11 protein-coding genes are annotated in these 17,271 nt (G+C 72.7%); 6 read left to right on the top strand and 5 right to left on the bottom strand.

The window, feature by feature from the left end:
- The first annotated feature begins 54 nt into the window (after positions 1 to 54).
- On the top strand, positions 55 to 1,212 hold the full coding sequence (locus WME96_RS10890) for a hypothetical protein (protein ID WP_437290079.1): 1,158 nt from the start codon (positions 55 to 57) through the stop codon (positions 1,210 to 1,212).
- Positions 1,213 to 1,313: 101 nt separating this feature from the next.
- Positions 1,314 to 3,857, top strand: coding sequence for a substrate-binding domain-containing protein (locus tag WME96_RS10885; RefSeq protein ID WP_437290078.1), 2,544 nt, complete (start codon positions 1,314 to 1,316; stop codon positions 3,855 to 3,857).
- 129 nt (positions 3,858 to 3,986) lie between these two features.
- Here the strand turns inward: WME96_RS10885 and WME96_RS10880 are convergent, their stop codons facing one another.
- A complete protein-coding gene (locus WME96_RS10880) occupies positions 3,987 to 5,003 on the bottom strand; it encodes a sugar-binding protein (protein ID WP_437290077.1) in 1,017 nt (338 codons plus the stop codon).
- Positions 5,004 to 5,451: 448 nt separating this feature from the next.
- A complete protein-coding gene (locus WME96_RS10875) occupies positions 5,452 to 6,333 on the bottom strand; it encodes a Uma2 family endonuclease (RefSeq protein WP_437290076.1) in 882 nt (293 codons plus the stop codon).
- 672 nt (positions 6,334 to 7,005) lie between these two features.
- Here WME96_RS10875 and pepN point away from each other — a divergent pair.
- Positions 7,006 to 9,621 (top strand): aminopeptidase N, encoded by a 2,616-nt coding sequence (pepN, locus tag WME96_RS10870; RefSeq protein WP_437290075.1) that lies wholly within the window; start codon positions 7,006 to 7,008, stop codon positions 9,619 to 9,621.
- 43 nt (positions 9,622 to 9,664) lie between these two features.
- The gene (locus WME96_RS10865) at positions 9,665 to 10,312 is read left to right on the top strand and encodes a class I SAM-dependent methyltransferase (protein WP_437290074.1); all 648 of its coding nucleotides are present in this window, start codon (positions 9,665 to 9,667) and stop codon (positions 10,310 to 10,312) included.
- Positions 10,313 to 10,510: 198 nt separating this feature from the next.
- On the opposite strand, the gene WME96_RS10860 is transcribed toward WME96_RS10865, so the two are convergent.
- Positions 10,511 to 10,975: a molybdopterin-dependent oxidoreductase gene (locus WME96_RS10860; protein ID WP_437292301.1), complete on the bottom strand. Its 465-nt coding sequence runs from the start codon at positions 10,973 to 10,975 to the stop codon at positions 10,511 to 10,513.
- 48 nt (positions 10,976 to 11,023) lie between these two features.
- Positions 11,024 to 11,464, bottom strand: coding sequence for a CBS domain-containing protein (locus WME96_RS10855; protein WP_437290073.1), 441 nt, complete (start codon positions 11,462 to 11,464; stop codon positions 11,024 to 11,026).
- 243 nt (positions 11,465 to 11,707) lie between these two features.
- Between WME96_RS10855 and WME96_RS10850 the strand changes: the two genes are divergently transcribed.
- On the top strand, positions 11,708 to 12,241 hold the full coding sequence (locus WME96_RS10850; protein WP_437290072.1) for an N-acetyltransferase family protein: 534 nt from the start codon (positions 11,708 to 11,710) through the stop codon (positions 12,239 to 12,241).
- A gap of 34 nt (positions 12,242 to 12,275) precedes the next feature.
- Here the strand turns inward: WME96_RS10850 and WME96_RS10845 are convergent, their stop codons facing one another.
- Positions 12,276 to 12,722 carry a hypothetical protein gene (locus WME96_RS10845; RefSeq protein WP_433935326.1) on the bottom strand — a complete coding sequence of 149 codons (447 nt, stop codon included), beginning with the start codon at positions 12,720 to 12,722 and terminating at the stop codon, positions 12,276 to 12,278.
- A gap of 398 nt (positions 12,723 to 13,120) precedes the next feature.
- Here WME96_RS10845 and WME96_RS10840 point away from each other — a divergent pair, with 398 nt between their 5' ends.
- Positions 13,121 to 17,191, top strand: coding sequence for a serine/threonine-protein kinase (locus tag WME96_RS10840; RefSeq protein ID WP_437290071.1), 4,071 nt, complete (start codon positions 13,121 to 13,123; stop codon positions 17,189 to 17,191).
- Positions 17,192 to 17,271 lie beyond the last annotated feature (80 nt).

Genomic DNA, 17,271 nt, shown 5'->3' with positions numbered 1-17,271 from the left:
GGCCGCCTGGCTCGGTCCGGTCTTGTTCGGCGATCCAGCTCGACGGAGTTCACCATGAAATTTTACACCATCCTTGCTTCATCAGTTCTCCTTGGGGCGTGCGTGGGACAGATGGACGGCGTCTCCACCGATGGGGCGGACGACGAATCCACCGCCGCCGTTGAAGACACCGTCGATGGCGCGCCGTCGGCGGGCACGCGCCCCCCGACGCACGAGGAGGCAGAGGCGATCCTCGATCGCGTTGTCGCGCTCTACCAGGACCACGCCGCCGCCGCGAATCCGGCAGGTACCCACAAGATCTCGTGGAGGATCGACTGGGACAGCGATGCGGTCAGCGCCCATGTGCTGCTCAAGCCCGGGCAGGACTGGACGATCGAGGTGACCAAGGGATACCTCACGGTCTCGAGCATGACGACGGAGGTGTTCGCGCTCACGATGTGCCACGAGATGGGACACTTCATCGGCGGGTTCCCGTTCAAGACCTCCCGCGGCGGGAACAGCACCGGCGAGCTGGGCACGTCGGTCTCCTCCGAGGGGCAGTCCGACTACTTTGCCACCAAGGATTGCTTGCCGCGGCTGTGGGCGAATGAAACCGAGGCCAACGCCGCGGCGTTCGCCGAGCTCGACCCTTCCGCGCGCGAGCGTTGCACGACGGCGACCAGCGACCTGGCGAGCCAGCAGCTCTGCGGCCGGATCCTGCTCGCCAGCCTGCAGACGGGGCGGTTCTACGAGGAGCAGGCCGTGCTGCAGGCGCCCAGGGAGCTCGTCTACCCGCGGTTCGACACGCCGGACACGACCGAGGTCTCGGTGACGAAGGAGGGCCATCCTGAGTCCCAGTGCCGCCTCGACACGCTTGTCGCGGGAGCCCTGTGCAGCGTCAAGGCGACGGGGACCGAGATCCCGGGGTTCGTGCCGCCGTATGGCGAGTACAGCGCTGCGAGCGAAGACGCAGCGCGCCCGTTCGCGTGCCAGACCGGCCCCGGGGCTCGACCGAGGTGCTGGTTCCAGCCGGACCCTGAGGTCACCGACTGCTCCGAGCTCGGTGAGGCAGCGTGCGTCGTCGAGGACGGGGTCCACGGGGTCCGGTACTGCGGCACGACGTCCGGTGTGAGCTATTACTGGTGCTTCGCGGACGAGGTGTGCAAGACGAGCAGAGATGGTTTCTCGGACTGCTATGCTCCCGACGTCGATCCCGACGAGGGGTCTCCCTGAACGCGATCGGAGGCTTCGGAAGCCAGCCCACGCGCCGGGCGAGCGGCGCCCGAGGCGGCGCGGTCACCCCTTGACAAGGTGCCGTTCGATCACGCCCACTGATGAGCATCCGCGCCGTCGTCGGGGTGGGTTGCGGGGACGTGAGGCGCATGGTCACCGGTCTCGATCTTCATGCAACCTTGCACGGCATCGTGATGGACGCCGTGGGCGCCGTGCCCTCCGCGCAGCGCGGGAGCCTCGTGGCCCGGGACGGGGAGCAGCTCGTCTACAAGGCCTCTGTCGGCCTCGCTGGCGTGCTGGTGAGCCCGCAGGAGGTCGTCGGCGGCGCGGGCCCGGCCACCGTGCTCTCGACACTCTCCACGCTCTCGACGCTCTCCACGCTCTCCACGGCTGATTCGGCGGACAGCGCCCGGGTCATGGCGGCCGCCGACTGGTACCGCGAGCACCTGCCGGGCGCGTCGGCGCTGCACCTCGTGCCCGCCGGCGCGGTCGTGGTCCTCACCCCGGTGCACGTGCAGGGACAGACGATCGGCGTGCTCGCCGTCGAGCAGCCGGACGGGCAGGCGCCTTCCGCCGAGGCCTCGGCGCGGCTCCGCGCGCTGGCCGCGAGCGCCGGCGCGGCGCTGGAGCGGCGAGAGCTCTACAACGACAAGGCGCGGTCGGCCCAGGAAGTGCGCGTGCTCGAGGAGGTGCTGAACGCGGTGGCCGCGCGGACCAGCACGCATGAGCTCGTCGAGATGATCTCGAAGGGCATCAAGAGCGTGCAGCTCGGGCCGCAATGGCGCTCCGTGCACCTCGTCCTGCTGAGCGACGCTCCCTCTGGCGGCGCGCGCGGCGACGCCGCGGCCCGCGAGATCCGCATCTACCACGTCCCGCACCGTTCGCCGTTGTCGTTCTGGAACAACGTCCGTGACGGCGCCCTCACCGCGGGGCGCAGCGTCGGCCTCCACGTGGACGTCCGCAACGCCCCCGCCCACAGCGCCGTCGAGCAGCGCGCGATCCTCGAGGACGCCATCGACCGGGGCGTCAACGGTATCGCCGTGGCGCCGATCACCCCGGAGGTCCTCGAGCCGGCGATCCGTCGGGCGGCGGAGGCCGGGATCCCGGTGGTCACGATCGACACGCCGCCCGCCGAGGGCAGCCGCGCTCGGGCCTACATCGGCACCGACAACGTGGCGGCGGGGCGGCTCGCCGCGGAGATGATGGCCCGGCTGCTCCCGGGCGGAGGCAAGATCGGCGCGCAGACGTTCTGGCTCAGCGCCATCAACAGCCGCGAGCGCATCGAGGCGTTCCGCGCGGCGGCCTTGGGCGCGCGCACGCCCCTGGACCTGCAGCCGCCGTCCGAGAGCCGGTTCGACATGGAGCTCGGGATGCAGATCGCCCGGGAGGCCGTGCAGACCGGAGGAGTCGCCGGCGCCCTCGGCGTCTGCGCCGTGAACGGCCTGTCGTGGGGCGCGGCCGCGAGGGCGCTGGGGCGGGCGGGGGAGCTCAAGATCGTCGCCTTCGATCTCCTCACGGACACGCTCGAGATGCTCCGGGAAGGGACCATCCACGCGGTCCTGGTCCAGCGCGAGCACGAGATGGGCTACCGCGCGGTGAAGCTGCTCCACGACATGGCATCGAAGGGCGTCGAGGCGGCCCTGGCCGGGCTGCCCACGCGGGCCGGCTCCGGGGGAGGGTCCGCGCTGCGCTTCATCGACACCGGCGTCGACGTCGTGACCATCGAGCGCACGCCCTGGTCGCTCCCCCTCTCCGACTACCTGCCTCTCGACGCGAACCGCAAGGCGGCGAAGCGGAGGGAGCAGCTCCCGTACGAGAGCCGCGACAAGGAGCTCCTCCTCGTCACCGTGGACGCGGGGAACGAGGGGTACCGCGACGAGCGAGCCCCCCTCGACGCAAGGTCGATGGTGGGGCGGGTGCTGAGCACCGCCCGGCCGATCATCGTCGACACGCACTCGGGCGAGCTCCACGACGCGCCCGATGTCGTCGAGGCGCGCGGGAGGGGGGCACATACCCTGGTCGGCGTCCCGCTGCTCGCCGGCGGGTCCGCCTTCGGCGCCCTGGTCCTGGAGAGCGGGCGCCGGGCGGCGTGCTCGCTCGACGATCTCACGACGATCGAGCGCGTCGTCGACACGATGGCCGTGGCGATCGAGAACGCCCGGCTCGTCCACCGCATCACCGAGCGGACCCATGCGCTCGAGCACGCGAACCGTCACCAGGAGTCGCTGCTCGACACGATCCGCGAGCTCTCGAGCCCGGTGGTGCCCATCGCGCGGAACATCCTCGTGATGCCGATCGTCGGTACGATGGACGCGCAGCGGTCCGGCCGCTTCATCGAGTCGATGCTGCAAGACGTCACCGAGCACCACGCGCGCGTGGTGCTGGTCGACGTCACGGGGATGGCGTTCGTCGACGCCGCGTCGGTGGAGCACCTCCTGCGGGCCGCGCGGGCGGCGCGGCTGCTCGGCGCCGAGGTCGTGCTCGTCGGCATCACGCCGGCGGCGGCGCGGCTGATGGTGGAGCAGGGCGTGGACCTCGGGAGCCTCATCACCCGCTCGACCCTGGAGCTCGGGTTCGCTTACGCGCTGTCGAAGACCGGCGGCCAGATCGTCTATCGCCGCTCACCGCACCTCCAGCCCGTCTGAGCCGCCGCCCGGTCGAGGGGCGGCTATCGAGGAGGCCACGCGCGAGGGGAACAGCCTCGTATCGAGGTACCTGCATGAACGGGCGCTCGAGCGAGGAGAGGCCCTCGCCCGAGCCGCCGGGGGACCGGGCTACTTCTTCATCTCGGCGAGCGTGGCCTTGAACTGCGCGACGTTCTCCTTGTTGATCACGTCGACCCCGGTGTCGATCACCTTGCTCGGGGGGATGGCGGCGATGGCCGCGTCGCCCTTGGTCGCGAGTTCGTGGAGCCACTTGCTCCCCAGGTAACCGAACTGGAACGGCTTCTGCACGACGGTGCACGCGACGGTGCCGTTCTCGATGCCGGCGAGCGTCGCCTCCTCCTCGTCGAACACGGCCGGGAGGACCTTGCCCTTCTTCCCGAGCGCCTCGACGGCGGCGACGATGGCCGGCCCATTGTACGACCAGAGGCCGGTCGCGACGTCGAGGTCCGGGTGGGCGTTGATGATGTCCTCCACGTTCGTGCGCGCCTTGGCGAGATCGGTGTTGTCCTCCCGCTTGTCGATGAGCTGGATGTTGTGGGGAGTGACCACGTCCTGAATGCCCTTGAGGCGCTGGGCCGCGTTGTCGACCGCGAACATGCCGACGAAGGCGGCCATCTTCCCGCCTTTCGGCAAGAGCTTCACGATCTCGTTGCCGAGCACCTTGCCGGCCTCGTAGTTGTTCGTGCCGATGTAGAGCAGCCGGTTCGATTTCGGGGCGTCGGAGTCGAACGTGATCAGCTTGACCTTCGCCGCGACCTTGTTGAGCGCGGTCACCTGATCGTCCGGCGCCAGGACGCTCACGCCAACGGCGTCGTAGCCCTGGCTGGCGAGGCTCTCGAGGATCTGATTCTGCTCCGTGGGCGTGCTGTTCTGCGGCACCTTGATGTCAACCTGGATCTTGGCCTCTTGCTCGTATTTGTGGACGCCGGCGAAGGCGATCTTCCAGAAGTCGCTGGATCCGTTCGTCACGAACGCGATCTTGACTACCTTGTTCGTGGCTTCTTTGTCGTTGCCTTTGCTGCTGACCTCGCCCCCCTCTCCCTGATCGCAGCCTGCGATCAACGCCATCGACAGCATGGTGAACGCTGCACACGCGAGCTTCCAGAGACCCTTCTGTTGATTCATGGCAGTCCTCCCCGCTTCGTCCGCGCCAGGCGTGCGTCGAGACGACGTCGCGTCTCCGCTACATCGGTGATGCCCCTGAGCGAGGCTAGCGACTCACCTCGCCGATGTCGCGCCTCGCGTGAACGATCCAGGCCGATCTCATCGGCTCCGGCGTGGTGCAAGCGTGTGCGGTCCCACTAAATCTGGATGACAGGTGAGGCGAGGCACATGGGATGTGCGGTGCGAATCTCCTGATTGTGGGGTTGCTGCTGAGGGTGTGTCCGTAAGGCGGCGACGTGGTGCGCGGGAGGCGCACCGAGGTCCGTATCGGGAGCGAGGCCTCGGAGATATCGGATCGCCCGGCGGCGCGCCCGGAGCTGGCGGCTCGCGTCCCCCGGAGCGAGCATGAAGAAACATCGAGTCGGGCGGCCGCGAGCCGCCGGTCGTCGCGAGCGTTGGTTCTACGAGCTCAGCTGCGCTCGCGCGTGAGGCGCTCCAGCTCGGCCAGGGCCGCGGCCAGCTTCCGCTCGGCCTCGTCGGCGCGCTGCCGCTCGTCGTCGGCGCGCTGCCGCTCGTCGTCGGCGCGCTGCCTCGCTTCGTCGAGGCGCCGTCTCTCCTCGTCGAGGCGCCGTCTCTCCTCGTCGAGGCGCAGCTCGGTCACTTCGATGCGCGCTTCGAGGTCGCCTACCATGGTGCCGAGCCTGGCGAGCAGCTCGTGCGTCTCCGGGAGCGCCGTTTGCCCGTGGAAGAAGCGCAGCCGATCACCCTGAAGGCCGAGGTCCAGGCCGAGCACCGCGCTCGTGAGCCGGCCCTCCTGCGGGACAATCGGCTGGTAGCGCGCGGTGCCCTGGGCGAGCCGGAAACCGCGAAGCTGGCGGCGACGGCGATCGAAGACGAAATACTCGGAGATGCCCAGCGACGCGTAGCGGGTGACGTTGTCCTCGAGATCCTTCTTGGCCTTTCCGCTCCAGAGGATCTCCAGCGCCAGATCGACGCCCCTGCCCTCGGCGCTCACGGACCAGTGGGCCCGCTCCTTCACCTCGACGTCGAGCACCGCGATGAGATCGGGCGCAAACATGCGCGCTGCCGGGTAGTAGACCGGCAGCTCGCACGCGAGGTACACGCGCCGCCCCATGCGCTGGAAGTACCCACCCAGCGCGTCCCGGGCCGCCACCTTCGGGTTGAAGTGGAAGTCGCCCTCGGGGGGGCTCGCCTCGGAGACCTCGAACTCCGACGGCAGCGTGTCGAGGACGCGCTGCCGCTCCTCCGGCGTCATGCGGTCCCAGAGCTCCTGCGGGGGGGCTCGCGGATCGTCGGGGTCGATCACCCAGGACATGGGCGAGCGCTGCATGGTCCGAGCATAGCGAGCCCGCGCGGGCGCGACCACGACGCGCGCACCGCCTCGCCCGCGTGGGGGCGCTCCGGACCGCGCCGCTCAGCGCTGCGCTCCCCCGCTCGCGCCGTCGTGCGCCCGGGAAGCGGATCGCCTTCCGCGCGCGCTGTGTCTTGCGTCCCACGAGGGGTCCCACACCCCCGCAAGCGCTCTGCGCCGCGTCTCCAGGGGGTCCCGCACCCCCGCAAGCGCTCTTCTCTGCGGTCCAGAGGGGTCCGGACCCCCCATGTGGCACAACGAGCAGGGCGTTTGCGGGGTTGATGGCACAGAAATTCCGTCGGAAGCTGCGTTCTCTGGCACAAATTCGCCCCGCAGGATGCTCGGTCGGGCGTTCCCGAGGGGTCCGGACCCCGGTGTGTCGCAGTGCATTGCGGTTGAGCCAGTGCCGGACCCCCTCCCCTGGCACAGCGCAACGCCCGCCTGACCGCCACGACCAACCCACCACGGTCGACGACCGCGTTCGCGCGGGACGGCGCCCTCGTCCCTCGTCCCTCGTCCGTCGTTCCCGCGTCCCTCGCCCGCTCGCCCGCAAACCGCCCGCCTCCAGCGCTCCGCGCCCGGGGCGGCGATCGCGACCGTGGCACAGATGCGCTGGCCTCCCTCCGGCCGTTCGGCCTAGGGTGTGCACGCATGATGGCGGAGAAGACCGGTGGCCCTGGACGGGACGTGCTCACCCAGCGCGAGGCCGAGGAGCGCGCGGCGCGCATCGGCAGCGCGCGCTACGAGCTCTCGCTCGACCTCTCGCGCGGCGGGAGCGGCTACCGCGGCGAGGCGATCGCCTACTTCGACGTCCGCGGCCACGGCGACACCTTCATCGACTTCCGCGGCCGGCGCATCGAGCGGCTCGAGATCAACGGCGTCGAGGTCGAGCCCGACTGGACCGACTGCCGCATCCGGCTCCCGGGCAAGCTGCTCGACCCGGAGACGCGCGTGCGCGTCGTCTACGAGAACGACTACGACCATACAGGCGACGGCTTCCACCACTTCCGCGACCCGGAGGACGGCGAGGACTACCTCTACACCGACCTCGAGCCGTTCAGCGCGCACCGCCTCTTCCCCTGCTTCGACCAGCCCGACATCAAGGCGAGCTACCGGCTGTCCGTCACCGCGCCCGAGGACTGGGAGATCATCGGCAACGCGCGCGTCACGCGCACGTTCGCCGCGGGCCCGGGGCGCGCGACGCGCGTGTTCGAGGAGACCACCCGGTTCAGCACCTACATCTTCGCGCTGATCGCCGGCCCCTACAGCGGCGTCCGCGACGAGCACCGCGGCATCCCCCTCGGGCTCTACTGTCGCAGGTCGCTCGCGCGGCACCTCGACCCCGAGGAGCTCTTCACGATCACGAAGCAGGGCTTCGACTTCTACCCCGACTTCTTCGACTACCCCTACCCGTTCACCAAGTACGACCAGGTCTTCGTCCCGGAGTTCAACGCCGGCGCCATGGAGAACGTCGGCGCCGTGACCCACAGCGAGCGGATGATCTTCCGGGACCCGCCGACCGACCACCAGCGCCTCACGCGCGCCGAGGTGTTCCTCCACGAGATGGCCCACATGTGGTTCGGCAACCTCGTGACCATGCGGTGGTGGAACGATCTCTGGCTCAACGAGAGCTTCGCCACGTACATGGCCTTCCTCGCCATGGAGCAGGCGACCCGGTTCCAGCCGTCCGCGTGGAAGGCGTTCAACGTCATCAAGAGCTGGGCCTACCGGCAGGACCAGCTCGTGACGACGCACCCCATCGCCGGGGAGCTCGCGGACACCGAGCACACGTTCTTGAACTTCGACGGCATCACGTACGGCAAGGGGGCGGCCGCGATGAAGCAGCTCGTCGCCGCGATCGGCCTGCCGGCCTTCCGCGACGGGATGCGCCGGTACTTCAAGCGCTACCAGTACGGCAACGCGACGCTGCGCGAGTTCCTGTCCGCGCTCGAGGAGGGCTCCGGCCGCGACCTCGGCGCCTGGTCGCGCGTCTGGCTGGAGAAGGCGTCGCTCAACACGCTGACGGCCGAGTGGGAGCCCGACGGCGACCGCATCGGCCGCCTCCGCGTGGTGCAGACGGCGCCCGAGGACTACCCGACCCTGCGGCCGCACCGCATCGACGTGGCGCTCGCGCGCGAGGAGGACGGCGCGCTCGTGGTCGACTCCGTGCCCGCCGAGATCGACGGCGCGGCGACCGAGGTCGCGGCCGCGCGCGGGCAGCGGGCGCCGCTCTTCGTGTTCCCGAACCACAACGACCTCACGTTCGCGAAGATCGCGCTCGACCCGGGCTCGCTCGCGTTCGTGCGCGAGCACATGGGCCGCGTGGACGATCCGCTCCTGCGCCAGCTCCTCTGGGCGTCGCTCTGGAGCATGGTGCGCGACCAGAAGCTCGCCTCCCCCGCCTACCTCGCGCTCGTGAGGGACAAGCTGCCCGCCGAGCCGGACCTGTCGCTGCTCGAGCCGGTGCTCACGAACGCGGTGACGGCGCTCGCGCGCTACGTGCCGGACCCGATGCGCGACGCCGAGGCGAGCGCGTTCACGGGCCTCGCCCTCACGGCGCTCCGGGCGGCGCCGCGCGGCGACGCGCAGATCGTCTGGGCGCGGGCGCTGCTCAACGCGGCCTACTCCGCGCCGGATCTCGCCCTGGCCGCGCGCCTCGTCGACGGCGAGCTCGAGGTGGACGGGCTCGAGATCGACCAGGAGATGCGCTGGACCGTCGCCGTGAAGTGGGTCGCGCGCGGGATGGAGAGCGCGGGCGAGCGCCTCGCCGCCGAGCGCAAGCGCGACCCGTCCGACCGCGGCCAGCGCGCCGCGCTGCGCGCCGAGACCGCGCGGCCGGATCCCGCGGCGAAGGCCGAGGCGTGGGAGCGCTTCCACGAGGGCGGGTACGGCTCGCTGCACCAGACCAGCGCGGCGATGTCGGGCTTCAACTGGTCGTTCCAGCGCGCGCTGCTCGATCCCTACGTGGCGGCGTTCTTCGAGCGGGTGCAGCAGGTCTTCGAGACGCGGACGCACGAGCTCGCGTCCGCGTATTTCACGCACCTGTTCCCCTCGTACCGCGTCGATCGGGACATCCTCCGCCTCGCCGAGGCGCAGCTCGCGCTGCTCCTCCGGCAGAGCCCGGGCGGCGCGCCGCGGCTGCCCATGCTGGTCCGGATGCTCCGCGAGGCGAGCGACGACCTCGCGCGGGCGATCGCCTGCCGGGAGCTCGCGGCGGCGAGCGGCCAGGCCGCCGAGGCGCCGGCCCGCGAGGCCGGGGCGCGCTGAGCGGGGCGACCGGGAGGCAGGGAGCGCGGCGCGCGAGGCGACGATGATCGTGCAGCTCGGCAAGGCGTCGCTCGCGTGGACGCGGGCGGATCTCGAGGCGAAGCTGGAGGGCCACGCGCGCGTCCTCATCGACGTGGGCACGGGCGACGGGCGCTTCGTGTACCGGCAGGCGGGCTCGCACCCCGACACGTACTGCATCGGGGTCGACCCCGCGGGCGAGCGGATGCGCGAGGTGTCGTGGCGCGCCGGCCGCAAGCCCTCCCGGGGCGGCCGGCCGAACGCGCTCTTCGTTGTCGCGTCGGTGCAGGCGCTGCCCGAGGAGCTCACCGGGCTCGCGCACACCCTCACGCTGAACTTCCCCTGGGCGTCGCTGCTCTCGGCCCTCGTGCTCCCCGAGGCGCCGGTGCTCGAGGCCCTGCGCCGCCTCGTCCGGCCGGGCGGCGAGCTCATCGCGCTGCTGAACCAGAGCGTCTTCGACGACCGGCCGTACGCGGCGCGGCTCGGGCTCCCCGAGCTGACGGACGCGTGGGTGGAGGACGCGCTGCGCCCCGCCTACCGCGCCGCGGGGTTCGAGATCCGGGCGAGCGAGATCGTGGACGGGGACATGCCGCACCAGACGAGCTGGGGACAGCACCTCACGCTCGCCTCGGGCCGGAGGACGCGCCTGCTCACGGCCGAGGCGATCGGCTAGGGCCCGGATTCATTGCCCGGCGCACCGACGTCCGGCCAGGGAGCCAGAGAGAGAGAATTTAACGCAAAGGCGCAAAGGCGCAAAGGCGCAAGGAAAGAAAGAATCTGGACATTCTCTCATTGTATATTTCATTCTTTTTTGCGTCTTTGCGCCTTTGCGTTTAATTCTCTCACTCGCATGCGCCTTGGCGTCTCTGCATCAGCTCATCTCCCGCTCGCATGCGCCTTGGCGTCTCTGCATTAAGGAGAAGCAATTCCGCGTCCGCAGCGCCTCCAGGAAGGGGATGAGGTAGAGCAGCGACGCGTAGTTGTGCCCCCTGGGATTGCCCAGGTAGACCGCGACGGCGTCCCGGCCGTGGCGCGCCTGCGTCTCCCTGAGCCGCCCGGCCACCTCGTCGAACGCCTCGTCCCACGAGATGGGCTGGAACCCCGACCCGGCGCGCCGGACCGGGACCCGAAGGCGGTCGCCGTCCTCGTGGAGATCCTGGAGCGCGAGCGCCTTCGGGCAGATGTACCCGCGGCTGAACGGGCCGCGCTGATCGCCGCGGATCGAGGCGATCCGGTCGCCCTCGACCTCGATCGCGATCCCGCACATCGCCTCGCAGAGGTTGCAGGTGCGGTGGTGCGTACGCGTGGCCCCCTGGCTCGACGTGGCGCTCGAGATGGCGCCGGAGCCTACCAGCGCCCCCCGGGGCCCGCGAGCGCGCCGCGGCTACGCCCGGACCCCGTGGGCGGCCTCCCGCTGCTCTGTCACCCGGCGGACCGTCTGCGCGGTGTTCCTGTCGTCCTCGCGCTGCGCGATGTCCGACAGGCTGATGACGCCCACCAGCCGGCCGTCCGCCTCGGTGCACAGGACGCGCGACTTGTGGTGATGCCCCATGAGCTGCTCCGCGCGCAGCACGTCGTCGTCCGGCCGGCACGCGATCACCTCGGGGGTCATCACGTCACCCGCCCTCGTGCTCAGCGGGCGGTTGTCGGCCAGCACCCGGATGGCGAGGTCGCGATCGGTCAGCGTCCCGAGCACCCGCCAGGCCTCGTCGCAGACAGGGAGGAAACCGACGTTCGCGTCGCGCATCTTGCGCGCGGCCGTCCGGATCGTGTCGTCCGCCATGATGCACTGGACTTCCCTTGTCATGATCTCCCGGCACAGCATGCTTGCCTCCTCAGCTTCGTTTGCGGCATTCGCTTTCGTCGCCGCACACGCGTGGACCTTAGGGGGTCCGCGCCGGCAGGCGAAGGAGCAGCGGGATGAATGCGGCGTCGGGCGCCGCTGGACGGACATTCTCGGGCTCACCCCCTCACGCCGGTCATGCGGGCTCGAGCCGGCGGGCGCGCCGGACCCCACGACGGCGTGGCGTCGCGCCGCGGCGCCATGCAACCTGGGGTGCGAGGCACCATGTCGGAGCGGATCACGAGGGCGGTCATCCGCCGGGCGCAGCCGGGAGACGCCGCCACCATCGCGCGCGTCGAGGTCGACTCCTGGCGCGCGGCCTACCTCGGCCTCGTGCCGGCGTCCGATCTCAACGCCCTCTCCACGCAGGCGCGCGAGGCGATCTGGCGGCGCATCCTGAGCCACGGCGCCGCGACCGGCACGCGCGCCTGGACCCTCCACGCAGAGGACGCCGCGCTCGGCTTCGCGAGCGCTGGACCGACGCGCGACGACGACGAACCGCTCGACGTCGGCGAGCTCTACACCCTCTACCTCCTGCCCGCCGCGTGGGGCCGCGGGCTCGGCGCCGCGCTGCTCGACACCGCGCAGGCCGATCTCGCGCGGCGCCGCCACCGGACCATGACGATCTGGGTCCTCGAGGGGAACACCCGGGCGCGCCGCTTCTACGAGCTCTCCGGCTTCACCCGCGACGGCGCGCGGCGGCCGGCGCGCGTCGGCGCGGGCAGCCTGCCGGAGGTCCGCTACCGCCGGGCGCTGTAGCGCGCCGGGGAGCCCCTCCCGGCAGAGCCCCGGCTCAGCGGGTGGCCTGGACCTCGGCCGGCGGGCCGAAGCGCACGACGATGCTGCTGTAGCCGCCCCGCGGGTCGTACTCGGACGAGATCTTCCCCCACGGGTACTCGTAGGGCGGCGCGCCGAGGATCGACTCCAGCCAGGCATCGTGGCTCGCCTTGCGCTCCGCCTCCTCCTTCTCGGACCAGTCGTTCCAGAACGCCTTCGACTCCGCGCCCACCTCGAAGAGCTCGACCGACGCGAGCTTCCCGCTGCAGAAGTGCAGCGTCATCCGGAAGGTCCGGAAGCCGATGCGCTGGCGCGACGTCTTGTATCCGCTCCACGGCTGCGTCTGGCTCAGGGCGTTGGCCGTCCGCGCCAGCGGCGACGACAGGAACTGCGCTTCCGAATACGAGGGGCCGATGCGAACCCCGGATGAGAGCTCGATCTCGCCCGTCTGTCGATGGATCATCCAACCCTCCGGCCGGTCGGCGCAGCATACACCACGGCTCCAGGCCCTGTGCGATCAGCCGGACGACGACGACGACCGGGCGCGGCGGTAGCATGCGGGCGGACTCCGCCTCTCCAGGGGCGCCAGCGTGGGTGTTCGACCGAACCCCCGGCCTCTGCGCGGCGCCGCGCCGGCCCGCGCGAGGCGATCTCCGCGGCGCGGCGCGCGCACACGAGAGCTGCCGCTATCCTCCTCTGTCGACATGGCGCCCACGATGTCGCGCGCGACCAGGGCGACGCGCTTTTGCTGTGGGCGTAAGTCGATGCGGCACGACGTCGGCTTTTCCCATTCATCATGACCGGAACCCGGTAATATCGGTCACCTCTCGAGCCGGGCCATCCGAGCCATCAGAGGTCTTCTTGCCGCGCTGCCCATCCTGTCATCGACGACTTGCAGCCCTCGCCGTCTGCTCAGCGGACGGCGCCACGGCGCCGCGCCACGCCGCGCCGCTCGATCTCGACGCCGAGGCGCCGCCGTCCCTCGCGGGCTTCCGCGTCGGCCAGCCGCTCGCGACCGGCGCGTTCTCGGTCCTCTGGGACGCGACGCGGCTCGACGACGGCGCGCCCGCGGTGCTGAAGATCAGCAGGGCCCACACGCTGCTCGCGCGCGAGCGCTTCCGCTGCGAGACGTGGGCGCTCGAGCAGCTCGGCCCCCCGGTCTCGCCGCGCCTGCTCCAGAACGGCGTGCTCGAGGACGGCCGCGCGTACATCGCCATGGAGCGGCTCCACGGCGAGACGCTGGCGACCCGCCTCGAGAGCCTGCCCGCCGCGCTCGACCTGCGCTCCGCCCTCGACGTCGCGCTCGCCGTCCTGAGCTGCCTCCAGGCGGTGCACGAGCGCGGCCTCGTCCACGTCGACCTCGCGCCCGAGAACGTCTTCCTCGAGCCCGGCGGCGGCGTGCGGCTCCTCGACTTCGGCCTGTCGCAGCGCGAGCGCGGCGTCGTGTGCCACCCCGCGGACAGCGTCCTCACCACGCTCGGCGCCATGCTCGGCGCGCCCGAGTACGCCTCGCCCGAGCGGCTCCGGGCCGAGCCGATCGACGCGCGCGCGGACCTCTACGCCTTCGGCGCGCTCCTCTTCGAGCTGCTCACGCTGCGCGCGCCGTTCTCGGGCGACCGCGCGAGCGTCGCGCAGGGCCACCTGAGCCGGCGGCCGCCCCGGCCGGGCGAGCTCGCGCCCGTCCCCGCGCCCATCGAGGCGCTCGTCCTCGCCTGCCTCGCCAAGGAGCGGGCGCTCCGCCCGCGCGACGCGGCCTCGCTGCGGGCCGCGCTCGCGTCGGCGGGCGCGGCGGCGCTCGGCCCGCCCGGCGAGGCCGCCGCGCCCGAGGGGGACGACGCGGCCTCGATCTCCTCGGACCGGCACGACACGGTGGTGCTCGCCCTCGAGGCCCGCGGCGCCGAGGCCGAGGTCCGCGCCGCCGTGGCCCGGCACGAGGGGCACCTCGCGCGGCAGCGCGGCTACCGCTTCGTCGCGATCTTCCCCGGGCCGAAGGAGGCGGCCGCGGAGCGCGCGCTGCTCGCCGGGAGCGAGATCGTCGCGTCCGTCGGCGCGCCCCTCGCGATCCACGTCGCGCCGCTGAAGCTCCGGCGTGAGGCGCGCGACGCGGACAGCGTCCAGGTCGTCGCCGGGCTCGCCGTGGAGCGGCCCGAGTCGTGGCTCCCCGCGGAGCCGTGGCGCGGGATCGCGCTCAGCGCCGAGCTCGTGACCGCCCACCCCGGCTTCGACGTCGCCGCGGCGAGCGAGGACGGCCGCTACTTCTTCGCGCAGGAGGCGCCCCTGCCCCCGGGCGATCGCGACGCCGCGCGCGCCGCGCCGACGCCGCCGCTCGTCGGGCGCGACGACACCCTGAGCGCCCTCGACGAGAGCCGCGAGCGCGCCCTCGCGGGCCTCGGGCCCGGGCTCTGCGCGCTCGTCGGCGAGCGCGGCGCCGGCAAGTCGCGGCTCGCCGAGGAGCTCGCCGAGGGCACCCGCCGCGCGCACCCCGGCGCGCTCGTGATCTCCCTGCGCGCCGAGCCGGAGCTCCCCGCCCGCGCCGCGCCCGCGCCGCCCGGGAGCGGTCGCTCCGCGCAGACCGCGGCCGCCCTGCTCGCCGCGGTGCTCGGCGTCGCGGACGGCCCCCCGCCGGGCGACCCGCGCGCGCTCTGCGTCGAGCGGCTCGGCGATCCGCTCGGCGGCGAGGTGTGGCCCGCCGTGGCCGCCTGCCTGGGCTGGCCCGCGCGCGCCGCCGACCGGCCGCCGCCTGCCGCGCGCCGCGGCAGCGTGATCCGCGCGCTGGCCGAGGGGCTCCGCCGCCGGGCGATGGAGCGGCCGGTCGTCGTGATCCTCGACGACGCGCACCTCGCCGACGGCTTCACGCTCGACGCGCTCGACCTGGCGACGCGCCGCGAGGAACAGCTCCCGCTCTGGGTGCTCCTCGCCGGCGCGCCCGAGCTCGCGGCGCGGCGCCACGCGCTGAGCGCCCGCACGAGCGCGCGCGATCACGTCGCGCTCCTGCCGCTCGACGACGCCGCCGGGCTCCTCCTCTGCGCCGAGCTCCTCCGGCCCGCGGAGCCCCCGCCGAGCGCCGCGCTCCGGCGCATCTGCGCGTGGGCCGGCTACAACCCCCGCTGCCTCGTGGAGCTCACCCGGGCGCTGAAGCGCGGGGGCTTCGTGCGGCTGCGCGCGCGGTCGAACAGCTACCAGCTCGCGACCGCCGATATCGAGAAGCTCCCGCCGTCGCCCGCCTGGCAGTGGTTCGCGGTGCGGCAGCTCGAGGCGCTCCCGTCGGAGCTCGCCGCGTGCGCGACGCTGTGCGCGGTGCTCGGCTTCGAGCTCTCGGAGGACGTGGCGGCGGCCGCGCAGCGCTCGCTCGAGCGCGAGGACGCGGAGGCGACGCGCGTCGACGTCCCGGGCGGCCTGCGCGCGCTCGCCGCGCGGGGGATCCTCGCGCCGCGCGGCGCGCAGGAGGTCGCGCGGCGCGAGGACACGCCGTGCGGAGGGGCCCGCTACGCGTTCCGGAGCGCGCTCCTGCAGGAGGCGATCTACGCGCTCCTCCCGGAAGAGCAGCGCGCCCGGGCGCACCGGCACGCGCTGGCCGTCTGGGAGTCGCTCGCCGAGGCGCAGCCGAGGGCGCCGGAGCTGCTCGAGCCGATCGCGCGCCACGCCGCGGCCTCCGGGGCGCGCGCGCGCGCGGCGCACGCGTACCTGATCCTCGGCGATCTCCAGCGCGACCGGCACAACAACGCCGTCGCGGAGGGGCACTACTCGTCCGCGCTCCTCTGGGCGGATGGCGACGATCAGCGCCAGCGCTACCTCGCGCTGCTCGGCCGCGCGCGCGTGCGCTACCGCGTCCTGCGCACCGGCGACGCGCTCGACGATCTCCGCTCCGCGGGCGCGCTCGCCCGGACGATGAAGGACCCGCGGATGATCGCGGAGGCGCTGCTCGAGGAGGCGACGGCGCTCGACTGGGCCGGCGCCTGGGAGGAGTCGGCGGCGCGCGTCGAGGAGGTGATCCCGCTGCTCGACCCCCGCGAGGGCCCCGTGGACGCCGCGCTCGCCGCGCGCTTCGAGGTCGCGGCCGGCCGCTCGTCGTTCCGCAAGGGCAACCTGGAAGACGCCCTCGAGCGGCTCTCGCGCGGCGCGGAGTTCGTCCGCGAGGCCGACCACGACACGCACGTGACCGGCCTGACGCTCCTCGCCTGCGTCCTCGCGCGGTGCGGCCACCTCGACGAGGCCGAGCAGCGCTTCGACGAGGCGGTGCGCTGCTGCGAGGAGCGCGGCGACCGGGTCCACCTCTGCGCGGCGCTCGTCCGCCGCGCGGAGCTCTGGCCGGCCCTCGACGCGCCGGATCGCGCGATGGCCGATCTCCGGCGCGCGGTCCAGCTCGCCCGCGAGGAGGCCAACACCTGGGCGGAGCGCGAGGCGACGATCAAGCTCGCGGAGCTGCTCTACCTCTGGGGGCGCGAGGACGAGGCGCTGCCGCTCGTGCGGCAGGTGCGCTCGCTCGACGAGCAGTTCAAGGACCGGCCTGTCTACGGCAGCGCGCTCCTGCTCGCGCGGATCCACGCGATGCGCGACGAGCACGCCGAGGCGAGCCGGCAGCTCCGGTGGCTCAGGGCGCAGGGGGCGGTCGCGGATCTCCCGCACTATGCCCAGGCCCTGCTCGGCGTGATGCAGCTCGCCGTGCGCGACCCGAGGCACAGCATGGAGGGCGCGCGCACGCGGGCGACGCTGCGCGAGGAGGGGGAGCCGGGCGGCGAGATCGGCAGCGGCCTGAGCGCCGACCAGCGGGTCGAGCTGCTCTACTGGCGCGCGCGCGCGCTGCTCGACGCCGGCCGACCCGACGACGTGGCGCTGCTCCTCGCGCGCACCGCGCCGCTGCTCGCCGAGAGCCGGGCCTGGCGCCCGCGGTTCGCGAAGCTCCGGTCGGTCTACGGACAGCTCGCGGGGTAGGCCGGCCGCGCAGCGCCCGCGCGCCGCGCAGGGCCGCGCGGGCGCCGCGCGGCGCGGCGGCGTCCTCGCTCGAGCTGCGC

The sequence above is a fragment of the Sorangium sp. So ce406 genome, assembly GCF_051474675.1.
Classification (GTDB): domain Bacteria; phylum Myxococcota_A; class Polyangia; order Polyangiales; family Polyangiaceae; genus Sorangium; species Sorangium cellulosum_G.
This window is presented reverse-complemented; position numbering and strand designations above follow the sequence as displayed.